Source organism: Azotobacter beijerinckii (genome assembly GCF_900110885.1).
Lineage (GTDB): Bacteria > Pseudomonadota > Gammaproteobacteria > Pseudomonadales > Pseudomonadaceae > Azotobacter > Azotobacter beijerinckii.
In genome coordinates, this window is the sequence record NZ_FOFJ01000026.1 from 19148 (window position 1) to 35756 (window position 16609).

Below are 16609 nucleotides of genomic sequence, written 5' to 3' on the forward strand. Positions count from 1 at the left end.
GCAGGAGGCTCCAGTCCGGTGCACGCGAGAAGCAGGCGTGCACTCGTTTCGCTCAACCGCCGGTCATGCTCATGAAGCGCACCACCTGCACCTGGGCATCGGCCTCGAAGTGATGGCGCTCGGGCTTGAGCTGCAGGGCGTCGATCAGGGCTTGGCGCAGCCGCGCGGAATCGCCGGGGTGGGCACGCATCAGGGTCTTCAGGTCGAGCGCGCCCTCGTGGCCGAGGCAGAGCACCAGCTTGCCCTCGGCGGTGACCCGCACGCGGTTGCAGGCGCCGCAGAAATTGTGGCTGTGCGGCGAGATGAAGCCGACCTGGGTCTGGCTGCCGACCACCTGCCAGTAGCGCGAGGGACCGCCGCTGACATGGCTGCTGCGCACCAGCGTGAAACGCTCCTCGATGCGCTGGCGCACCTCGTCGCTGGAGCAGAGGGTTTCGCTGCGCTGGTGGCTGGAGATGCCGCCGAGCGGCATCTCCTCGATGAAGCTGATATCCAGGCCGCGCTCCACGGCGAACTCGACCAGATCGAGCACCTCGTCGTCGTTGCGGCCCTTCTGCACCACGCTGTTCAGCTTGATCCGCGAGAAGCCTGCGGCGCGGGCCGCGTCGATGCCGGCGAGGACCTGGTCGAGCTTGTCGCGGCGGGTGAAGGCAGCGAAGCGCTCGGACTGCAGCGAATCGAGGCTGATGTTCAGCCGCCGGAGTCCGGTCGCACGCAGATCGCCGGCCATGAACGGCAGCTGCGAACCGTTGGTGGTCATGGCCAGGTCTTCCAGCTCCGGGCGCGCGCCCAGGCGCTCGAGCAGGCTGAACAGGCCCTTGCGCACCAGCGGCTCGCCGCCGGTGATGCGGATGCGCTTGACGCCCAGGCCGATGAAGGCGTCCGCCACGTCGTAGAGCTCCTCCAGGCTGAGGATCTGCTCGCGCGGGGCGAACACCATGTTCTCGCTCATGCAGTAGGTGCAGCGGAAATCGCAGCGGTCGGTCACCGACAGCCGCAGGTAGGTGATGCGGCGCCCGAAGGGATCGACCAGTTCGGCATTGGACATGGCGTAGTTCACTCTCGCCAGCCTGCAGGGTACCGCTCCGTGGGACCAGGCTGGATCGCTCGCGTCCTCGAGCCGGTTATGATCGCAGGTCACGGATGCCAAACATCGGCGACCTTCTTCTCTATAGTGAAGCAGGATGCGCGCCAGCCGACCAGTTCGAGGCCCGGCGCCGCGAAGCGCAGGAGTGAGCATGGGCAAGAAAAGCTGGCGCGAGCGCCTCTACCCCGTCGTCTTCTTCAGCGACACGCCGGCCGGCCGGCAGTTCGACATCGCGCTGCTGCTGGCCATCTTCGCCAGCCTGGTGGTGGTGATGCTCGACAGCGTGCCGGGCTACGACCGCTACGGCGAGCTGCTCTACGCTCTGGAATGGGGCTTCACGATGCTCTTCGCCGCCGAATACCTGCTGCGCATCGCCATCCACCCCAGACCGTCGCACTACATCTTCAGCTTCTACGGCGTCGTCGACCTGCTGGCCGTGCTGCCGGCCGTCCTCGCCCTGCTGCTTCCCGAGGCGCAGTACCTGCTGATCATCCGGGTCATGCGCATGCTGCGGGTGTTCCGCGTGCTGAAGCTCTTGCCCTACCTCAGCCAGGCGAATTTCCTGCTCGTCGCACTGCGCGGCAGCCGGCAGAAGATCATCGTCTTCCTGTTCAGCGTGACCACCCTGATGATCGTCTTCGGCACCCTGATGTATGTAATCGAAGGGTCGGAACATGGCTTCACCAGCATTCCCGCCAGCATCTACTGGGCGGTGGTGACCATGACCACGGTCGGCTATGGCGACATGACGCCGAAGACCCCGCTGGGCCAGGCCCTGGCGACCCTGGTGATGATCACCGGCTACTCGGTGATCGCCGTGCCCACCGGGATCTTCACCGCCGAACTGGCCAGCGCCATGCAGTCGGAACGCCTGCAGCGGATCTGCCCGACCTGCGAAAAGAGTGCCCACGAGCCCGATGCCGCCTACTGCAGCCGCTGCGGCAACGCGCTGTTTCCCCGGCACCCCGAATCCGCAGCCGGCGAAGCGCCGCGCGGCTGAGGCCTACGCCACAGGCCGGGCTATGGATGGCTACGACGCAGCCCCGGCGGCACGCTCGGCCCCTCGACCGTCTCCCAAGGGCCGTTCGGCCGTCCGGAGCTGTACCAGCCGTCGCTCCAGCGGTAGTAGAGGCGCTCCCGGTAGTACAGCGGCCGGCCCCTCACCACGTAGACCCCCAGGTTGTTGTCCCAGTAGGCGTCGACATCCGGCGGCGGCGCATAGCGCGGATGGTTGCCGCTCCGGGCCTGCGGCGAACTACCGGGCTTGGGCGGCAGGGCCTTGATCGTCTGCTGCGGCTGGGGCGGCACCTGGGCCGGCGGCCTCTGCACCGGGGGACGCGGGGACGGCGCCGGGTGCTGCTCGGACGGGTAGTCGTACCCCTGGTGGGCGCAGGCGCTCAGCAGCAGGGTCAGGCCGAGCACGCCAAGCGGCCGCAGGCGACACAGCCGCCCGGCGAGCCGGGCCGGGAACCGCAGCGAGGGGGAACGAACCTTCATGAGTCCTCTCCGGGGGCGCACCCTCAGGGCGCGTCGGCTCGATCGATGGTCAGGGCGTATTCGCCCGAGGCTTTGCCGCTCACCTGGTCGAGGCGGCCGACCCAGTCGCCCGCGGTGGGATTGCCGGCCCGCGAAACCCGGGCGACCAGTTGCACCTCGGCGAAGTTCGACAGCTTGAGCTGCGGCATCATCGCATCGGCATCGCTCAGGGCGACCTGCGCCGGCAGATCGGCCACCCGCAGGCGCTCGACCGCCAGCGGCATCGGCGGACCGGAGGCGGCACGGGCGAAGACGAACACGCTGTCGTCCGGCTGCACCTTGCCGGCCAGATCCGGGGCCAGGGCGACGCTGACCCTCAGCTCGACCTGGCCGGCCGCCGGCTTCGCGCTCTCCGGCGTCCCGGCGATCCCGCCCTGCTCGCGGGCCCGGGCGATGCCGCCGAGAATCGCCGTGCGCGACGGATCGCCCTCCGGGAGGATCGCCACCAGGCGTTCCCAATAGCCGACCGCATCGCTGAAGCGGCGCGCCTCGAAAGCGGCGATGCCGAGCAGGCCGAGACTGGTGACGTCGGTCGGATCGCCGGCCAGCGCCTCGTCGGTCAGCGCCTGCATCTGCGGGCTCCAGCGCTTGCCCTCGGCGAAATACAGCGCCTGGGCCCACTGGCCGAGGATCTCCGGCGGCCGCTCGGCCAGCCGGGCGGCCTGCTCGAAGGCCCGCACGGCATCGGTCGGACGCTCCTCGGCCATGTAGGTGCGGCCGAGGAAGTACCAGCCCTCGGCGGACTCCGGCTGGACCTTGACCGCTTCTTCCAGGCGGGCGGTCATCTCCTCGAGGGTCTTCGGCTGCTCGGCGAACCGGCGGGCCAGTTCGAGCTTGTCGCTAGCGCCCCAGTGCAGGTACAGGCCGTAGCCGAGCAGCGGCACCAGCAAAGCCGCCGCCAGCGGCACGGCCTTGCCCAAGGAGGAGCGCCACGGCGCATCGCCATCCGCGGTGTCCGCCAGCAGCTCGCGGGCCGCCTCGGCGCGGCCGGCCTTGAGCTGTTCGGCGTCCAGGGTGCCGGCCGCGCGCTGCGCCTCCAGCTCGGCCAGGCGCTCCTCGTAGAGCGCCACGTTGAGCGCGGTACGGTCCTCCTCGGCCTGAGCGCGGCGACCGCGCAGCACGGGAAGCAGCAGAAAAGCCAGGGCCAGCAGCAACAGCAGGCCGGCGGCGATCCAAAAGTCGATCATGGGTCTTTTTTGTCCAGCAGGGTGGCGAGGCGCTCGCGCTCGGCCGGGGAAAGGGCGTTCGACGCGGGGTCGGCGATGCCGCGTCGGCGTCGGACGAGAATCAGTGCCAGCACGCCGAAACCGACGGCCAGGAGGCCCGCCGGGCCGTACCAGAGCAGCAGCGTGCGGGCATCGAGCGGCGGCTTGTAGCGGACGAAGTCGCCGTAGCGGGCCACCAGGTAGTCGACGATCTGCTCGTCGCTTTGTCCTTCGCCGAGCATCCGGTAGATCTCCCGGCGCAGGTCCATGGCGATGGGCGCGTCGGAGTCGGCGATGTTCTGGTTCTGGCACTTCGGACAGCGCAGTTCCTCGATCAGGCTGCGGTAGCGCTCGCGCTCGGCATCGCTCTTGAACTCATAGGTGTCGATGGCGGCATGGGCCGTCGCACTCAGCGCCAGGCCGAACAGCGCGGCGCGTATCAGGGCGTTCATTCGTCCAGCAGCTCCTGGTAGCGCGCGGCAAGCTGCTCGCGCCAGACCCGCTCGTCGATCACCCCGACGAACTTGTGGCGGATGATCCCGTGCTTGTCGACGAGAAAGGTTTCCGGCGCGCCGTAGACGCCAAGGTCCAGGCCCAGGCTGCCCTGCTCGTCGCGGATGTTGAGCCGGTAGGGATCGTGGAACTCCTGCAGCCATTTCAGCGCGCTGGCGTTGTCGTCCTTGTAGTTGACGCCGACGATGCTCACGCCACGCCGGGACAACTCGTTGAGCACCGGGTGCTCGACCTTGCACGACACGCACCAGGTCGCCCAGACGTTGACCAGCGCCGGTTGGCCCTTGAGGTCTTCGACCGTGAGCGTGCGCCCCGGCTCCTCGACGGCCGGCAGGGAGAACGGCGGGAACGGTTTGCCGATCAATGCCGAGGGCAGCTCGGCGGGATCGAGGAACAGGCCGCGGTAGAGAAAAGCCGCGACGCCCAGAAAAAGCACCAGCGGCAACAGGAGTAGCGCTCGCTTCACGTTCAGGCTCCTTGTTCGGCCAAGCCCAAGGCCTCGCGCACGCGGGCCTTGACCTTGAGCCGATAACGCCGGTCGCAAGCCGCCAGCGCTGCGCCGAAGGCCATCATCAGGCCTCCCAGCCAGATCCAGCGGACGAACGGCTTGATATGCAGGCGAACCGCCCAGGCGCCGTTTTCCAGCGGCTCGCCGAGGGCGACGTAGAGATCGCGGGCAAGGCCGGCGTCGATGCCGGCCTCGGTCATCGGCATCCGTTGCACGGTATACAGACGCTTCTCCGGGTGCAGCACGGTCACCTCGTCATCGCCGTCGAAGACCCGGACGCTGGCCCGGTCGGCGACGAAGTTGGGACCTTGGTGGTGGCGGGTGCCTTCGAAGACGAAGCGGTAGCCACCCAGCTCCACGGCGTCGCCCGGCGCCATGCGCAGGTCGCGCTCGGCGCTTTCCTGGCTGCTCAGGACGATGCCCAGGGCGCAGACGGCGATCCCCACATGGGACAGCTGCATCCCCCAGTAGCTCGGCGAGAGGCCGCGCAGTCCCTTGAACAGCCCCTTGTGGCGGGTCTTGTCGAGCAGGTCGCGGCCCCCGGCGAGGATCACCCAGGCGGCCAGGAAGCCGGTTGCCAGCACCGCCCAGGCGAAATCGTCGAGGACGAAGCCGGCGAGCAGGGCCAGCGCCACGCTGGCCAACAGCACCGGGGCGAGCATGCCGCCCAGCCAGCGCAGCGGGGTATCCTTCCAGCGCACCAGCACGCCCACCGCGAGGGTCAGCATCAACAGGCCCATCAGCGGCAGGAACAGCGCATTGAAGTACGGCGGGCCGACCGACAGCTTGGCGCCGGACAGCGCATCCAGCAGCAGCGGATAAAGGGTGCCGAGGAGGATGGTCGAGGTCGCCACCACCAGCAGCAGGTTGTTCACCAGCAGCAGGGCCTCCCGCGAGCGGAGGGCAAAGCCGACCTGGCTCCTGACCACCGGCGCGCGGAGGGCGAACAGGGTCAGCGAGCTGCCGACCACCAGCAGCAGGAAGCCGAGGATGAACACCCCGCGCTCGGGATCGTTGGCGAAGGCATGCACCGAGGTGAGCACACCGGAGCGCACCAGGAAGGTACCGAGCAGGCTCAGGGAGAAGGCAGCGATGGCCAAGAGCACTGTCCAGCTCTTGAACACCCCGCGCTTCTCGGTCACCGCCAGCGAGTGGAGCAGCGCGGTGCCGACCAGCCAGGGCATGAAGGAGGCGTTCTCCACCGGGTCCCAGAACCACCAGCCGCCCCAGCCCAGCTCGTAGTAGGCCCACCAGGAGCCGAGCACGATACCGACCCCGAGGAAGGCCCAGGCGACCAGCGTCCAGGGCCGCGACCAGCGCGCCCAGGCGGCGTCCAGACGGCCACCGAGCAGCGCGGCGATGGCGAAGGCGAAGGCTACCGAAAAGCCGACGTAGCCCATGTAGAGCATCGGCGGGTGTACCACCAGGCCGAAGTCCTGGAGCAACGGATTGAGGTCGCGGCCATCCGCCGGCGACTGCGGCAAAAGGCGCGCGAAAGGATTGGAGGTGACGATCAGAAACAGCAGGAAGCCGGCACTGATCAGCCCCATCACGCCCAGCACGCGGGCCAGCATCTCCTCCGGCAACTGCCGGGAGAAGATCGACACGGCGAAGGTCCAGCCCGACAGAATCAGCGCCCAGAGCAGCAGCGAGCCCTCGTGGGCGCCCCACACGGCGCTGAGCTTGTAGTACCAGGGCAAGTCACTGTTGGAGTTGCCCGCCACGTAGGCGACCGAGAAGTCGTCGACCAAGAAGGCCTGGGTCAGGCAGGCGAAGGCGAACAGCAGGAAGGCGAACTGCCCCCAGGCGGCCGGCTGCGCCAGGCCCATCCACAGGCGGTCGCCGCGCCAGGCACCGATCAGCGGCAGGCTGCCCTGCACCAGCGCCAGGCACAGGGCGAGGATCATCCCCAGGTGGCCGAGTTCGGGAATCATTGCGCGCCCCCCGGCTTGCCGCCTTCGTAGTGCTTGAGCATGCCGCTCTTCTCCAGCGCCTGGCTGACTTCCGGCGGCATGTAGTTCTCGTCGTGCTTGGCCAGTACCTCGTCGGCCTGCAGCGCGCCGTCGCCGGCGACCCGCCCCAGGGCGACGATGCCCTGCCCCTCGCGGAACAGGTCGGGAAGGATGCCCTGGTAGCGGACGGTCACCGTCTCGGCGCCGTCGGTGACCCGGAAGGACACCGCTAGCGAGTCCGCATCGCGCTGCACCGAGCCCCGCTCCACCAGGCCGCCGGCGCGAATCCGCGCGCCCTGCGGCGCCTCGCCCGCGGCGATCTGGCTGGGGGTGTAGAACAAGTTGATGTTCTGCTGCAGGGCAGACAGGGCAAGCGCCACAGCGATGCCCACGCCGGCGAGGATCGCTAGGACGATGAACAGCCGCTTCTTGCGCACAGGGTTCACTTCGACGCCTCCCGGCGCAGGCGACGCGCCTCTTCTTGCAGATAGCGCCGGCGTGCCAGCAGCGGTCCGACGACATTGAGGATCAGCACCGCCAGGCTGATGCCATAGGCCGACCACACATAGAGGCCATGGTTGCCCATAGCGACGAATTCGGCGAACGAGGAAAAACTCATGCTGCCCCCACGAGAGCCTTGATCTCGGATTTGGCCCAGCTGCTGCGCGCCTCGCGCCTGAGCACCTCGAGGCGCATGCGCAGCAACAGCACGGCGGCGAAGAAACAGTAGATGCCGAGCACCATGACCAGCATCGGCAACCACATTTCCATGGGCATCGCCGGCTTCTCGGTCAAGGTGAAGGTGGCCGGCTGGTGCAGGGAGTTCCACCACTCCACCGAGTACTTGATGATCGGGATGTTGACCACCCCGACGATCGCCAGCACCGCACAGGCCTTGGCCGCGCTGTCGCGGTTGGCGATCGCCTGGCCGAGGGCGATGATCCCGAAGTAGAGGAACAGCAGGATCAGCATCGAGGTCAGCCGGGCATCCCAGACCCACCAGGTGCCCCAGGTCGGCTTGCCCCAGATGGCGCCGGTGACCAGGGCGATGAAGGTCATCCAGGCGCCGATCGGCGCGGCGCACTGCAGGGCGACGTCGGCCAGCTTGATGCGCCAGACCAGCCCGACCAGCCCGGCCACCGCCAGCAGTACGTAGCAGGACTGGGCGAGGAAGGCCACCGGCACATGGATGTAGATGATGCGGAAGCTGTTGCCCTGCTGGTAGTCCGGCGGTGCGAAGGCCAACCCCCAGACCAGGCCGACGCCGAGCAGCAGCGCGGCGGCCACGGCGAACCAGGGCAGCCAGCGGCCGCTGACCTCATAAAACCATTTGGGCGAACCCAGCTTGTGAAACCACGTCCAATTCATCGAGACCACTCACATTCTCAGGGGGCCGGATGCGCCCGGCCCGCTTCGGTCGTTCCGTAACCGTTCGATCCGGCCTTCCGGACGGATCACTCACTCGCCGACGCTGATGGTCAGACCGGCAGCGATCGCGAAGGGCAGCAGGGTCACGGCCAGCACGGCCAGGCTGGCCAGCCAGAGCAGATGGCCGGTCGCCGGCAATCCCTGCAGCGCCGCCTGCAGCACCCCGCTGCCGAGAATCAGCACCGGGATGTACAGCGGCAGAATCAGCAGCGGCAGCAGCAGGCCGCCGCGCTTGAGGCCCACGATCAGCGCCGCGCCAACGGCACCGAGCAGGCTCAGCACCGGCGTGCCGAGCAGCAGCGAGAGCAGCAGCACCGGCAGGCAACGGGCCGGCAGCCCCAGCATCAGGGCCAGCAGCGGCGCCAGCAGGACCAGCGCCAGCCCGGAAAACAGCCAGTGCGCCAGTACCTTGGCGAGCACCAGCAGCGGCAGCGGCTGCGGCGCCACCACCCATTGCTCCAGCGAACCGTCCTCGAAGTCGCTGCGGAACAGTCCATCCAGCGACAGCAGCACGGCGAGCAGCGCCGCCACCCAGATCAGCCCGGGCGAAAGCGTCTGCAGAAGCTGCGACTCGGGTCCCACGGCGAGCGGAAACAGGGCGATGACGATGGCGAAGAACACCAGCGGATTGACCAGCTCGGCCGGGCGGCGGAACAGCAGCCGCGACTCGCGGGCGAGCAGGAGAGCGAACACAGGGCTCATGCGGCACACCGCTCCAGATCCAGTTCGCGGAAGGTCGCCGGCTTGACCGCCAGACTGTGGTGGGTGGTCAGCACGACCATCCCGCCGCGCTCGCAGTGATCCTGCAGATGCCGCTCCAGCTGGGCCACGCCCTGCTTGTCGAGGGCGGTGAAGGGCTCGTCGAGGATCCACAGCGGTGGCGCCTCCAGATGCAGACGGGCCAGCGCCACACGCCGCTGCTGGCCGGCCGACAGGGTATGGCAAGGCACGTCCTCGAAGCCGCGTAGGCCGACCGCCGCCAGCGCCTGCCAGATCGCCTCGCGTCCGGCGGGGCGGTGCAGGGCGCAGAGCCAGGCCAGATTCTCCTCGGCGGTCAACAGCCCCTTGATGCCAGCGGCATGGCCGATCCAGAGCAGGTTGCGCGCCAGCTCGGCACGCTGACCGCACAGGCTGCGTCCCTGCAGGCGCACCTCCCCGGCGGAGGGCTGCATCAGTCCGGCCAGCAGACGCAGCAGACTGGTCTTGCCGCTGCCGTTGGGCCCCACCACCTGCAGCATGTCGCCGGGCGCCAGCGCCAGATCGAGCCGCTCGAACAGCAGGCGCCAGTCCCGCTCGCAGGCGAGCGCCATGATTTCGAGAAAGGGAGTGGTCACAATAGGGCTACCCATCGGCTCAACACAGCGGTCCCGGCCCGAGCGCCGCATGCGGCAGGCACCGGCCTGGACGGGCCGGCATTATACATGCCGGCCCGGCAGGCCGGAGGGGCTATTTTCGCCGCTCCGGCGCCCCGTCCGGACAGCCCGCCCAGCACCGGCACACCCGTAAAAAAGTGCCCGACGGTCGGAATCCTACGCCGACTTCGCCTGCGCCGCGCGGATCAGACGTTCGACGAAGAACTCCACATGCCCCCGCGGATTGGCCGGCAAAGGCCAGCCGTCGACCTTCTCCGCGATCGCCCGGAAGGCCAGCGCGCTCTTCGCACGGGGAAAGGCCTCGCAGACGGCAGATTGCCGCTGCACTGCCCTGCGCAGGTTGTCATCCCAGGGCACGGCACCGACGTACTGCAGGGTCGCGGCGAGAAACTGCTCGGTCAGCCGGAGCAGTTTGGCGAACAACTCGCGCCCCTCCCGAGGCCCCGCCACCATATTGGCGAGGACCCGGAAGCGGCTCACCCCATAGTCGCGATTGAGCAGCCCGATCAACGCATAGGCATCGGCGATCGACGCCGGCTCGTCGCAGAGCACCACGAGCACCTCCCGCGCCGCCCGGACGAAGCCGACCGTCGAATCGTCGACGCCGGAAGCGGTGTCCACCACCAGCACATCGAGCGGCTCGGCAAGCCGCCCGAAGGCATGGATCAGCCCGGCCTGCTGCCGGGCCGAGAGTCGCACCATGCTGCGCATGCCGGAGGCGGCGGGCACCACACGGATACCGCCCGGCCCCGACACCACCACCTCCCCCAGCTCGCAAGTCCCGGCAAGGACGTCGGCCAGGGTACGTTCGGCGCCGAGACCGAGCAGCAGGTCGATATTGCCCATCGCCAGGTCACCATCGAGCAGCATCACCCGTCGTCCGAGCCCGGCCAGCGCCAGCGCCAGGTTCACCGCCACCACACTCTTGCCCACCCCGCCCTTGCCGCTGGCCACCGCGATAACCTGCACGGGATATACGCTTGTCATGCCGTCCATCAATACCCGCCCTGCCCGCTCGCCACCATTGACCGCCCGCTCCGCCGGGGCCCAGCATACCCATTGTGCCAGCAAGCCTACGCCAGCCTGGCCATCCAGGGGCAAGAACAGCCCTTCCGCACGCACAACAAGGAGATACCCACCATGAAGAAATGGCTGATTGCGGCAGTGACCGCCAGCAGTGCGATGACTCTGCAGGCCGCGCCGCTCAGCGTCACGCTCAACGCGGTGAGCGCCGACGGTACCGGCGCAGCGCTCGGCACCGTCAGCATCGAGCAGAGCGAATACGGCCTGGTCTTCACCCCCGATCTCAGCGGACTGCAACCCGGCATCCATGGCTTCCACGTCCACGCCTCGGGCAGCTGCGCCGTCGCGGAAAAGGACGGTCAGAAGATCCCCGCAGGCGCCGCGGGCGGCCACTGGGACCCGCAGAACACCGCCAAGCATGGCCAGCCTTGGGGGGACGGCCACCTGGGCGATCTGCCAGCCCTCTACGTGGGCACCGACGGCAAGGCCACCCAGCCGCTGCTGGCACCGCGCCTGAAAGATCTGGAAGCCCTCAAGGGCCACGCCCTGATGGTGCACGCCGGCGGCGACAATCATGCCGACAGCCCTGCCCCACTGGGCGGTGGCGGAGCCCGGGTGGCCTGCGGCGTCATCAAGTAAGGAGCTGAAACACCCGCCGACACGGACGTCGGAACAACGCTCCCCTGTCGCCAGGCCAGACCCGAAACGGGACTGGGCGACAGGGGAGCCAGCCGGGAACCGGCCACTGGAGGCGAAAAACAAAAAGGGCCGCCCATGCAGGCGACCCTTTGAACCCAATGGAGGGTAGAACTGGCGTCCCCTAGGGGACTCGAACCCCTGTTACCGCCGTGAAAGGGCGGTGTCCTAGGCCACTAGACGAAGGGGACGAAACCTTCGATACAAAGTCGGCGATACCGCCGGCCTTGCGTGGAATTGGTGGAGCTAGACGGGATCGAACCGTCGACCTCTTGCATGCCATGCAAGCGCTCTCCCAGCTGAGCTATAGCCCCGGATTTAGCGTCTCTCGACGTAGACAGCGCCTTGGCGCTGCCGCTGGAAATGGCGTCCCCTAGGGGACTCGAACCCCTGTTACCGCCGTGAAAGGGCGGTGTCCTAGGCCACTAGACGAAGGGGACGAAACCTTCAAAAGCGATCAGTCACACTGACTGACGCGGCCACTCTCGCAGTCGAGAGTGGTGGAGCTAGACGGGATCGAACCGTCGACCTCTTGCATGCCATGCAAGCGCTCTCCCAGCTGAGCTATAGCCCCGTCTCGAGGACGGGGCGCATATTAGGATTACACCCTGGGGCTGTCAACAGATTTTTCGATTTTTTTTGCCAATAGAACAATTACTTACCGGGCACGGCGGTTCAGGACGCTCCCGCTCCACCCCACCGGACGGCACGGGCTGGCAGAGGCTCGCGGCTGGGCGAAGGCTCGACCGGCCTGAGCACCCGATCGAGGACTTCCGCCTCCAGCGCAGCAAGGCGTGCCGAGCCCCGGCTGCGCGGACGCGGCAGATCGACCGGCAGATCCAGGCCGATGCGTCCCTCCTCGATCAGGATCACCCGGTCGGCGACGGCGACCGCCTCGCTGACGTCGTGGGTGACCAGCAGCACGGTGAAGCCATGCTGCTGCCAGAGCCGTTCGATCAGCTGCTGCATCTCGATGCGGGTCAACGCGTCCAGCGCGCCCAGCGGCTCGTCGAGCAGCAACAGGCGCGGGCGGTGGATCAGCGCCCGCGCCAGGGCCACCCGCTGCTTCTGCCCGCCGGACAGCGCCGCCGGCCACTCCCCGGCGCGCTCGGCCAGCCCCACCGCAGCCAGGGCCTCCTCGGCACGGGGACGCCAGTCGCCGGACAGGCCGAGACCGACGTTGTCGATCACCCGTTTCCAGGGCAGCAGGCGTGCGTCCTGGAACATCAGCCGGGTGTCCTCGCGCACTTGCGCCAGCGGCACCTGGCCGGCCAGCAGCGCTCCGCCGCTCGGCGCATCCAGCCCGGCCAGCAGACGCAGCAGGGTGCTCTTGCCGCAGCCGCTGCGACCGACCACGGCGACGAACTGGCCGGCCGGAATGTGCAGATCGATCTCCTGCAGCACCCGGCGCTCGCCGAACGCCTTGTGGAGGCCTTCGAGCGCCAGCGGGATGCCGTTCTTCAAATTGTGCAAGGCGCTCATTGGGCACCTGCCTTGGCCTGATAGGCTGGATGCCAGCGCAGCCACAGGCGCTCCAGGGTGCGCGCCGCTACGTCGGCCAGCTTGCCGAGCACGGCGTAGAGCAGGATCGCCAGTACCACCACGTCGGTCTGCAGGAATTCGCGGGCGTTCATCGCCAGATAGCCGATGCCGGAACTGGCGGAAATGGTTTCCGCGACGATCAGCGTCAGCCACATGAAGCCGAGGGCGAAGCGCACGCCGACCAGAATCGACGGCAGCGCGCCGGGCAGGATCACCTGGCGAAACAGGGCAAACCCGGACAGGCCGTAGCTGCGCGCCATCTCCACCAGGCCGGCGTCGACGTTGCGGATGCCGTGGTAGGTATTCAGATAGATGGGAAACAGGGTGCCGAGGGCGACCAGGAAGATCTTCGCCGCCTCGTCGATGCCGAACCAGAGGATCACCAGCGGGATCAGCGCCAGGTGCGGCACGTTGCGAATCATCTGCACCGAGCTGTCGAGCAGGCGCTCGCCCCAGGTCGACAGGCCGGTGATGAAGCCGAGCAGCAGGCCGAGGCCGCCGCCGATGGCGAAGCCGATGCTCGCCCGCCAGCCGCTGATCGCCAGGTGTTGCCAGAGATCGCCGCTGGCGAACAGGTCCCAGCCGGCCTCTAGCACTGCGCTCGGCGCCGGCAGGATGCGGGTGGAAAGCAGCCCGCTGGCCACCGCGCCCTGCCAGACCGCCAACAGCGTCAGGGGCAGCGCCCAGGGCGACAGGCGCTGGGCCAGCCGCTTGATATGGGGTGTAGTCATTTTCGACCTCTTGAGTCTTGCGGTCCGTAGGATGGAAAACGCGCGCAGCACTTTTCACGATGGTTCCCACGCTCCTGCGTGGAAACCCGCGACCTGGACGCTCGGCGTCCAGTGGTCGGGGCAGCGTGCCCACGCAGGAGCGTGAGCACGCTCGGTCTCTCAGCTGGCAGCCGCCGCCCTGGGCAGGATGTCGTTGGCCACCACCTCGCCGAACGGGCTGACGTAGTTGCGCCCGTCCGGCCTGGCCGGACGGGCCAGCTCGAGGTGCGGAAAGAGCAGCTCGGCGACCCGGTAGGACTCCTCCAGGTGCGGGTAGCCGGAGAACACGAAGGTGTCGATGCCGAGGTCGGCGTATTCCTTGATCCGCGCCGCCACCGTCGGCCCGTCGCCGACCAGCGCGGTACCGGCGCCGCCGCGCACCAGGCCGACGCCGGCCCAGAGGTTGGGCGACACCTCCAAGTTCTCCTTGCTGCCGCCGTGCAGGGCGGCCATGCGCTGCTGGCCGACCGAGTCGAAGCGCGCCAGCGAGGCCTGGGCCTTGGCGATGGTCTCGTCGTCGAGGTGGCTGATCAGCCGGTCGGCGGCCGCCCAGGCTTCCTCGTTGGTCTCGCGGACGATCACGTGCAGGCGGATGCCGAAGCGCACCGTGCGCCCGTGGCGGGCGGCGCGGGCGCGCACGTCGGCGATCTTCTCAGCCACCGCGGCCGGCGGCTCGCCCCAGGTCAGGTAGAGGTCGACCTGCTCGGCGGCCAGCTCGTGGGCGGCCTCCGAGGAGCCGCCGAAGTACAGCGGCGGATGGGGTTGCTGGAGCGGCGGAAAGAGCAGCTTGGCGCCCTCGACCTGGATGTGCTTGCCCTTCAGGTCGACGGTCTCGCCGGACAGCACGCCGCGCCAGATCCGGGTGAACTCGGCCGCCGCCTCGTAGCGCTCGGCATGGGACAGGTGCAGGCCCTCGCCGGCCAGTTCCTCCGGGTCGCCGCCGGTCACCAGGTTGAACAGCGCGCGACCGCCGGACAGCCGGTCGAGGGTCGCCGCCTGCCGCGCCGCCACGGTCGGCGAGATGATCCCCGGACGCAGGGCGACGAGGAACTTCAGGCGCTGGGTGACCGGGATCAGCGAGGCGGCGACCAGCCAGGAATCCTCGCAGGAACGCCCGGTGGGAATCAGCACGCCGCCGAAGCCGAGGCGGTCGGCGGCCTGGGCGATCTGCTGCAGGTAGGCGTGGTCGACGGCGCGGGCGCCCTCGGCGGTGCCCAGGTAGTGGCCGTCGCCGTGGGTGGGCAGGAACCAGAAAACGTTCAGACTCATGGAGTGGTCTCCTTTCGATGGGGGCTTGGGACGCGGGCGAACGCCGGTGAATTACTGCCGGGCCACCTTGGCCGGCGGCGTCCACACCACGTCCTTGATGCTCAGGCGTTTGGGAATCAGCTTCAGCTCGGCGAAGGTGTCGGCGATCTTCTGTTGCGCCGCGACCACCGCCGGGGTGAGCGGCTGCGCGCCGTAGCCCTGGCGTACCACCGCCTGGTGGGTGATTTCCGGGGACAGGCCGATCAGCGGCGCGACCTGCGCGGTGACCTTCTGCGGATCGGCCCTGGAATCCTCGCCGACGCTGCGCACTTCCTCGATCAGCGTCTCGATCACCTGCGGGTGCTTGCCGACGTAGGCACCGGTGGCCAGATAGAACTGATGGTTGTCGACGATCCCCTGGCCGTTGCGCAGGGTGCGCGCCGCCAGCTGCTTCTCGGCGGCGGACTGGAAGGGGTCCCAGATCACCCAGGCGTCCACCCGGCCGCCCTCGAAGGCGGCGCGGCCGTCGGCCGGCGGCAGGTACACCGGGGTGATGTCCCCGATCCCCAGGCCCGCCTCTTCCAGGGCGCGGACCAGCAGGTAGTGGACGTTGGAGCCCTTGTTCAGGGCAACTTTCTTGCCCTTGAGTTCGGCGACGCTCTTGATCGGCGAATCCTTGGGCACCAGGATCGCCTCGCCCAGCGGGGCCGGCGGTTCGAAGGCCACGTAGCGCAAATCGGCGCCGGCGGCCTGGGCGAATACCGGCGGGGTTTCGCCGGTCACGCCGAAATCGATGGAGCCGACGTTCAGCCCCTCCAGCAGCTGCGGGCCGCCGGGAAACTCGGTCCACTGCACCTCGATGCCCTGTGCCGCCAGGCGCTTCTCCAGCGTGCCCTTGGCCTTGAGCAGCACCAGAGTGCCGTATTTCTGATAACCGATCCGCAGGGACTCGGCCTGTGCCTGGGTGATGACGCCGAAGGAAACGGCTGCCGCGAACAGGGCAACCAGACTTCGACGCAAAGCGATGGCGCGCATGGGCGACCTCTCCTTCGCATGGACTGGGTGTGCGACCTGCTCGCCCGTTGACGGGCCAGTAAGGCGGGGTTTCCGCTGCTGGCAGCGGCTTGCGGGATCAGAGACTCCGGCGGGCGCGTTCCGGCCGGTCGTTCGAGTGGTGAATATCCAGGGCGCCGCTGCGGCGGATCAGGGCGGCGAGCAGATCGTCGAGGGATTCGTCGAGACGCTCGACCAGTTCGTCGGTAAAGCGGGCCGGCTGCTCGCCCTCGGGATAGGCGATCTGCGCATCCACGGCGAACACCCCGGTCAGCACCTCCTGGGCTTTCAGCGCCGAGAGCACCGGCTTGAGGGCGTAATCCACCGCCAGCAGATGGGCCGGGCTGCCGCCGCTGACCACCGGCAGCACCACCTTGTCGTTCAGCACCCGCTCGGGCAGCAGATCGAGCAGGACCTTCAGCGCGCCGGAGAAGGATGCCTTGTACACCGGGGTCGCGACGATCAGGCCATCGGCCAGTCCGACCGTGGCCTGCAGATCGCGCACCGCCGGGCTGTCGAAGCGGGCATGGAGCAGCTCCTCGGCGGCAAAGTCGCGCACCCGGATCAGCGACACCGCGATCCCCCGGCGCTCCAGGTATTCGCGGGCGTAATCCAGCAGCAGCTCGCCGCGCGAGCGTTGCGAGGGACTGCCGGAGAGCAGGACAACGTGCATGA

Annotated in this window: 19 protein-coding genes and 4 tRNA genes; 2 read left to right on the plus strand and 21 right to left on the minus strand. The window is 68.5% G+C overall.

Annotated elements, in window-relative coordinates:
* Positions 1 to 52: 52 nt before the first annotated feature.
* Positions 53 to 1048 (minus strand): GTP 3',8-cyclase MoaA, encoded by a 996-nt coding sequence (moaA, locus tag BMY22_RS13780; protein ID WP_090623034.1) that lies wholly within the window; start codon positions 1046 to 1048, stop codon positions 53 to 55.
* A gap of 190 nt (positions 1049 to 1238) precedes the next feature.
* Here moaA and BMY22_RS13785 point away from each other — a divergent pair, with 190 nt between their 5' ends.
* Positions 1239 to 2087: an ion transporter gene (locus tag BMY22_RS13785; RefSeq protein ID WP_090622957.1), complete on the plus strand. Its 849-nt coding sequence runs from the start codon at positions 1239 to 1241 to the stop codon at positions 2085 to 2087.
* Positions 2088 to 2107: 20 nt separating this feature from the next.
* On the opposite strand, the gene BMY22_RS13790 is transcribed toward BMY22_RS13785, so the two are convergent.
* The 11 genes from BMY22_RS13790 to BMY22_RS13840 form a co-directional block, all read right to left on the minus strand.
* Positions 2108 to 2584 (minus strand): hypothetical protein, encoded by a 477-nt coding sequence (locus BMY22_RS13790; RefSeq protein WP_090622959.1) that lies wholly within the window; start codon positions 2582 to 2584, stop codon positions 2108 to 2110.
* Between the two features lie 23 nt (positions 2585 to 2607).
* Positions 2608 to 3810, minus strand: a complete 1203-nt coding sequence (gene ccmI, locus BMY22_RS13795; protein ID WP_090622962.1) for a c-type cytochrome biogenesis protein CcmI — start codon at positions 3808 to 3810, stop codon at positions 2608 to 2610.
* The gene (locus BMY22_RS13800; protein WP_090622964.1) at positions 3807 to 4280 is read right to left on the minus strand and encodes a cytochrome c-type biogenesis protein; all 474 of its coding nucleotides are present in this window, start codon (positions 4278 to 4280) and stop codon (positions 3807 to 3809) included. The genes ccmI and BMY22_RS13800 overlap by 4 nt, the downstream gene beginning before the upstream one ends.
* Entirely contained in the window at positions 4277 to 4807 is a 531-nt protein-coding gene (locus BMY22_RS13805) for a DsbE family thiol:disulfide interchange protein (protein WP_090622966.1), read from the minus strand. Before BMY22_RS13805 ends, BMY22_RS13800 begins: the two co-directional genes overlap by 4 nt.
* 2 nt (positions 4808 to 4809) lie before the next feature.
* Complete coding sequence (locus tag BMY22_RS13810; protein ID WP_090622969.1) at positions 4810 to 6783, minus strand: heme lyase CcmF/NrfE family subunit; 1974 nt, start codon at positions 6781 to 6783, stop codon at positions 4810 to 4812.
* On the minus strand, positions 6780 to 7247 hold the full coding sequence (gene ccmE / locus BMY22_RS13815; RefSeq protein ID WP_090622971.1) for a cytochrome c maturation protein CcmE: 468 nt from the start codon (positions 7245 to 7247) through the stop codon (positions 6780 to 6782). Before ccmE ends, BMY22_RS13810 begins: the two co-directional genes overlap by 4 nt.
* Positions 7244 to 7420 carry a heme exporter protein CcmD gene (ccmD, locus tag BMY22_RS13820; RefSeq protein WP_090622973.1) on the minus strand — a complete coding sequence of 59 codons (177 nt, stop codon included), beginning with the start codon at positions 7418 to 7420 and terminating at the stop codon, positions 7244 to 7246. Before ccmD ends, ccmE begins: the two co-directional genes overlap by 4 nt.
* A complete protein-coding gene (locus BMY22_RS13825; RefSeq protein ID WP_090622976.1) occupies positions 7417 to 8169 on the minus strand; it encodes a heme ABC transporter permease in 753 nt (250 codons plus the stop codon). Before BMY22_RS13825 ends, ccmD begins: the two co-directional genes overlap by 4 nt.
* Before the next feature lie 90 nt (positions 8170 to 8259).
* Positions 8260 to 8931, minus strand: a complete 672-nt coding sequence (gene ccmB / locus BMY22_RS13830) for a heme exporter protein CcmB (RefSeq protein WP_090622978.1) — start codon at positions 8929 to 8931, stop codon at positions 8260 to 8262.
* Complete coding sequence (gene ccmA, locus BMY22_RS13835; RefSeq protein WP_090622980.1) at positions 8928 to 9578, minus strand: cytochrome c biogenesis heme-transporting ATPase CcmA; 651 nt, start codon at positions 9576 to 9578, stop codon at positions 8928 to 8930. Before ccmA ends, ccmB begins: the two co-directional genes overlap by 4 nt.
* 180 nt (positions 9579 to 9758) lie before the next feature.
* On the minus strand, positions 9759 to 10589 hold the full coding sequence (locus BMY22_RS13840; protein ID WP_208599287.1) for a MinD/ParA family protein: 831 nt from the start codon (positions 10587 to 10589) through the stop codon (positions 9759 to 9761).
* Between the two features lie 153 nt (positions 10590 to 10742).
* On the opposite strand from BMY22_RS13840, the gene sodC reads away from it, so the two are divergent.
* Positions 10743 to 11264 carry a superoxide dismutase family protein gene (gene sodC, locus BMY22_RS13845; RefSeq protein WP_090623036.1) on the plus strand — a complete coding sequence of 174 codons (522 nt, stop codon included), beginning with the start codon at positions 10743 to 10745 and terminating at the stop codon, positions 11262 to 11264.
* A 172-nt stretch (positions 11265 to 11436) separates the two neighbouring features.
* Here the strand turns inward: sodC and BMY22_RS13850 are convergent.
* From BMY22_RS13850 to ssuE, 9 genes are all read right to left on the minus strand, one after another.
* Positions 11437 to 11512, minus strand: a tRNA-Glu gene (locus BMY22_RS13850).
* A gap of 47 nt (positions 11513 to 11559) precedes the next feature.
* Positions 11560 to 11635: transfer RNA gene (locus BMY22_RS13855), tRNA-Ala, on the minus strand.
* Between the two features lie 50 nt (positions 11636 to 11685).
* Positions 11686 to 11761 (minus strand) — tRNA-Glu (locus BMY22_RS13860).
* A 58-nt stretch (positions 11762 to 11819) separates the two neighbouring features.
* Positions 11820 to 11895 (minus strand) — tRNA-Ala (locus BMY22_RS13865).
* Positions 11896 to 11996: 101 nt separating this feature from the next.
* Positions 11997 to 12803 (minus strand): aliphatic sulfonates ABC transporter ATP-binding protein, encoded by an 807-nt coding sequence (gene ssuB, locus BMY22_RS13870; protein ID WP_090622984.1) that lies wholly within the window; start codon positions 12801 to 12803, stop codon positions 11997 to 11999.
* Positions 12800 to 13594, minus strand: coding sequence for an aliphatic sulfonate ABC transporter permease SsuC (gene ssuC, locus BMY22_RS13875; protein WP_090622987.1), 795 nt, complete (start codon positions 13592 to 13594; stop codon positions 12800 to 12802). Before ssuC ends, ssuB begins: the two co-directional genes overlap by 4 nt.
* A gap of 159 nt (positions 13595 to 13753) precedes the next feature.
* The gene (gene ssuD / locus BMY22_RS13880) at positions 13754 to 14902 is read right to left on the minus strand and encodes an FMNH2-dependent alkanesulfonate monooxygenase (protein ID WP_090622990.1); all 1149 of its coding nucleotides are present in this window, start codon (positions 14900 to 14902) and stop codon (positions 13754 to 13756) included.
* Positions 14903 to 14953: 51 nt separating this feature from the next.
* On the minus strand, positions 14954 to 15916 hold the full coding sequence (locus tag BMY22_RS13885; RefSeq protein ID WP_090622991.1) for a sulfonate ABC transporter substrate-binding protein: 963 nt from the start codon (positions 15914 to 15916) through the stop codon (positions 14954 to 14956).
* A gap of 97 nt (positions 15917 to 16013) precedes the next feature.
* Complete coding sequence (gene ssuE, locus BMY22_RS13890; RefSeq protein WP_090622994.1) at positions 16014 to 16607, minus strand: NADPH-dependent FMN reductase; 594 nt, start codon at positions 16605 to 16607, stop codon at positions 16014 to 16016.
* Positions 16608 to 16609 lie beyond the last annotated feature (2 nt).